The organism is Protofrankia sp. CiT1 (assembly GCF_917627335.1).
Lineage (GTDB): Bacteria > Actinomycetota > Actinomycetes > Frankiales > Frankiaceae > Protofrankia.
In genome coordinates this window covers 1-3,896 of sequence record NZ_CAKJTP010000240.1, presented here as the reverse complement: position 1 = coordinate 3,896, position 3,896 = coordinate 1, and the positions used below count along the sequence as shown (strand labels likewise).

The 3,896-nt window shown below is 64.2% G+C and carries 4 protein-coding genes; all 4 read right to left on the bottom strand.

Annotated features, from left to right (window positions below; translation table 11 throughout):
* Positions 1–351: phage tail protein (locus tag MJ785_RS20755; protein ID WP_239382470.1), on the bottom strand; the 351-nt coding region annotated here is incomplete at its 3' end.
* Between the two features lie 164 nt (positions 352–515).
* Positions 516–1,937, bottom strand: coding sequence for an FAD-binding oxidoreductase (locus MJ785_RS20750; RefSeq protein WP_239382468.1), 1,422 nt, complete (start codon positions 1,935–1,937; stop codon positions 516–518).
* A 340-nt stretch (positions 1,938–2,277) separates the two neighbouring features.
* Complete coding sequence (locus MJ785_RS20745) at positions 2,278–2,799, bottom strand: hypothetical protein (protein WP_239382466.1); 522 nt, start codon at positions 2,797–2,799, stop codon at positions 2,278–2,280.
* Positions 2,800–2,820: 21 nt separating this feature from the next.
* Entirely contained in the window at positions 2,821–3,690 is an 870-nt protein-coding gene (locus MJ785_RS20740; RefSeq protein ID WP_239382464.1) for an LLM class F420-dependent oxidoreductase, read from the bottom strand.
* Positions 3,691–3,896 lie beyond the last annotated feature (206 nt).

The following is a 3,896-nucleotide window of genomic DNA, read 5'->3' as shown; positions in this document are numbered from 1 at the left end:
GGCGAACTTGAACGAGGCGAGTTCCGCGGGGATTTCCATCCCGTCGGAGAGCTTGAACCCAACCGCCCGTTTCCCGAGGTCGTCGACGGTGTACATCACATTGATCGACAGGCCGTTCTCGTAGAAGACATATGCCATCCGAATGTTCTCGACCTGGAATGCGGTCGCCTCGAGCGGGCGAGCGGAGATGACGATGCCGCGTTCTTCTGTGAGGATCCGGCTCACCCAGTCGATGGTCGGCCCGGCGTTGCTCACGGGCTCGACCGTGAAGACGTGGCCATACTTGTTCTTGAAGTAGCGGGCCTCGTTCACCCGCAGACCAGCGAGTACCGTCGCGGCCGGTGACGACATGGCCCGGGTGGCCGGAGCGGTCAGGATCGTTGACTCGCGGAAGCGTTCACCGAACTTCCCTGGCCAGCTGACGAGGCGACCAACCCGCCGACGCCCCTATTCCACCCGAGCCGGCGCCGGAACCCACTCCCGCGATCAGGACGCGGCCGGCTCGTCCGCAGCCGTCACGATGTCCTCGCGCGGGGGATGTCTTCCGGGCGACCTTTCCAGTCGGGCCCGGTCGGGCGCATCCTTCCGATGTCCCTCCCGCTGGCGGGTGGGATCGCTTGCGGAAAATTGAAGACGCGATGTGGATCGACCGCCGCCTTTATCTTCTCGAGTCGTCGAAGGTTGGTCGCGTAGTACTGCTGAAGAAAGTCCGTCAATGAAGGGTCGGGAAAGTTCTGATATGCCTGCGGGATGGCATAGGGTGATATCGCGTCGTAGAAGTCGCCGAGCCATGCGAGGTTGGCCTCGACGCTGTCGACAGAATCGCTGCCGCTCCACTTCAGGTACCACAACATGAACCAGTTGTTGTCGCGATGGACGAATGCGGTGGCGTCGGCGGGAACCGTGCTGGCCTGGCCGCCGGTCTGCAAAAATGACAGGTTCGCGTAGATTGATGTCCCCGGCCATCGCCGCAGCCAGTAAAGGGCCGTTTCGATCGCTTCGGGACGGACAGGTCCGAAGAAGTAGAGGGAGCGGTTCTGGAACTCGGTTGGTTGCGGGGTGTCAGAGAAGAAGTTCTCTTGCGCGTCCCAGTAGCCCAGCTCCTCGATCGTCGACTGTGCCGGTTGCGCCACGGTGTAAACTGGGGCGAGGATCTTGGCCAACTCTGTGGGCGGGCCGACGAGCTGTCCCTCGAAGACCACCGATACGTCCTGTCCCGCGGCTAGTTCCTTCGGCGTGACCCCAGTCACGGTGGTCCAGCTGCCAAGACTGGTCGGCGAGTCTTCCAACGCGGCGAGCAGGGCCGGCAGCACAGTGTCCGCCTTCGCGTCCCAGATCAAGCGAGAGGCCGTGACGGAGGCGGGCGCGGGAGAGGTCTGCACGGAGAACGAGGTATTAATACCGAAGTTGCCACCACCCCCACCCCGACACGCCCAGAAAAAATCGCCGTTCTCGTCCTCGCTGACCGGCACTATCTCACCATCGGCAGTAACAATCTGGCTGGCGACCAATGAGTCGACGGCAACGCCCAGCCGCCGTATGTTAAATCCGATCCCTCCGCCCAGCAGAAACCCGGCGGCGCCGACTGTCGGACAACGCCCGTGCGTGATGGTGGCATCATTCTGGCGCAGCGCACGATATACGTCAGCATTCAGGCAGCCGCCGCCGATCGTAGCAACACCGGTACGCCCGTCAAATTGCGCCTGATTCATAAGCTTGGTGTCGATCATCAGGCCGCGGGTCACTGAGAAATCTGCCGATGAATGACCGCCCGACCGTGCGACCAGCGGAAAGCCGTACCTGCGGGACCATTTGATCGCCTCAGCCACATCAGGGGCATTCAGGCAGCGCGCGATTCCGGCCGGCAGGACCGACGCCGCCCGCAGGTTGTAGGGCAGCGCCAGCTCGGCGAAGCCTGGATCACCTGGACGCAGCACAGGCCCTGAAATGCTGCGCGCCAGCGTTCTCCAGGCTCCATCGACGTTACGCGCTTCCCTGGCCGCGAATACGGAGCCTCGCGGCCCCCACGACCCTAGCGGCCCGCTCAGGGCGACAGCCGCGATGCCGCTCGCGACAAAAGACCTACGCGTTCGCTCTACACCAACAGGAGGAACAGCCGAATCTGACTGCAGCTTCTCCATAACACCCCATCCAGAGACTCACTCGCTCCGCCCGGGGCCCAGATTACCTCGGCCGGGGTGCATGGCGGCTCAGTCGAAGGTTTGACCGCTCACAATGTATGCTTATTGAGGAATGACTGATTTGGGTAACCGAGATTTATCCTGTCTGCGGATGCACCGCGGCCGCGCGGAGCGAACAGTTCGCCGCAGGCAACCGGGACATGTCGGAGACGATGGGGTTGAGTGAGCCGACGATCCGCACGGCCGATACCGCTGAAATGTCAGCGGTATCACCTGTTGTGGTATTCCCCGGTGCGGATGTTGATGTAACTGTTCGGGTCGAACCGCTGGCCGTATTCAGGAAAAAACACTCGATCTTCTGGTGCATACGTTTCCCGCCGCGCATCCCCAGGTCGAAGGCGACGACGGCGGCCCTGGCCTCCTTGCCGTCGGCCGTGATCTGGCCTGGAGCACAACGTATTCGGAGACGCCTGATCCCGATCGCAGTCCCGCCTTCCCACGACAGCCAGGCCATATCTGTCACCAGCCCGGTCGGGTCTCCGCCGTTGAAGATGGTTGCCGGCTTGACTTCGCCGTACCCCTTCTGGCTCGGCGGCCCCCACGGGATGCCGAGCGCGTTGAGACCGTGGTGGTGGAGCGGTGATGCCTTCGCTGGCACGTGGCGCCGGTGCGGCACCGGTCACGACAAGCCGAGTGCGTCTGCGACCGAGGCGAGGTAGTCGATGTGGCCGTCGACGGAGTCCAGGTTGCGGCCCATCGTCGCCACCGAGACATGGGTACCACCTGCCTCGCGCCAGGCATCGATCTGCGCCGTGAGGTCGCCGATGCCGCCCCGCGGAACCGCCACGTAGTCAGCGCCGAAGTCCTCGACCGACCTGCCCAGGCCGCGCACGCGATCACGCAGCCGTGTCCAGGCATCGACGGCGTGGTCGACGCCACCGCCACCGAAGAAGATGAAGCCATCCGCGAGTCGGGCAGCCCGCTCGAAGGCCACTTCACCAGATCCACCAAGCCAGATCGGGATGGGCCGCACCGGCTTCGGCACGAGGGCGGCTCTGTCAATTCGGTCGAAACGGCCGGAGAAGTCGACGACAGGCTCGGTGAACAACCGGCGAAGCAGCTCGATCTGCTCCTCCTGCCGGGCCCCGCGGGTGCGGAAGTCCTGGCCGAGGGCCTCATACTCGACGTGGTTCCAGCCGACTCCCACGCCGAGGCGTAGCCGGCCGCCGGAAAGGAGATCAACATCGGCCGCTTGCCGTGCCACAAGCGCTGTCTGACGCTGCGGAAGGATCAGGATCCCGGTGGCGAAACTGACGCGCTCGGTGATGCCGGCCAGGTAGGCGAACATCACGAACGGGTCGTGGAACGGGTCCTGCTCGGTGTATGGCCCCGGCAGCCGAGGCGTTCGATCAGCGTGCATGGCACCGAGCACATGGTCATAGGCGAGGAGGTGCGCAAAGCCCAGGTCCTCGACCGCTCTCCCAATCCGCCGAACGGCGCCCGGATCTCCTCCGAGCTCGATCTGCGGGTAGACGGCGCCGATCTGCATGAGGTCCAGCCTGCCACGGGACTGGACGGGGCTCTGCCCCAGGTCGTCCGCGCCGAACCGGCGAGCTGTATGTCCGGGAAATGCAGTTCAGACGCGGCCCGGTAGTCGGGCGACGCCGCGTCTACCCCGCGCTTGCAGCGACCTGGATGAGCGCGATCATGTCCCAACCTTCTGATCCTTAGTGGTCGCCGCCGGAAGTTCGTCCA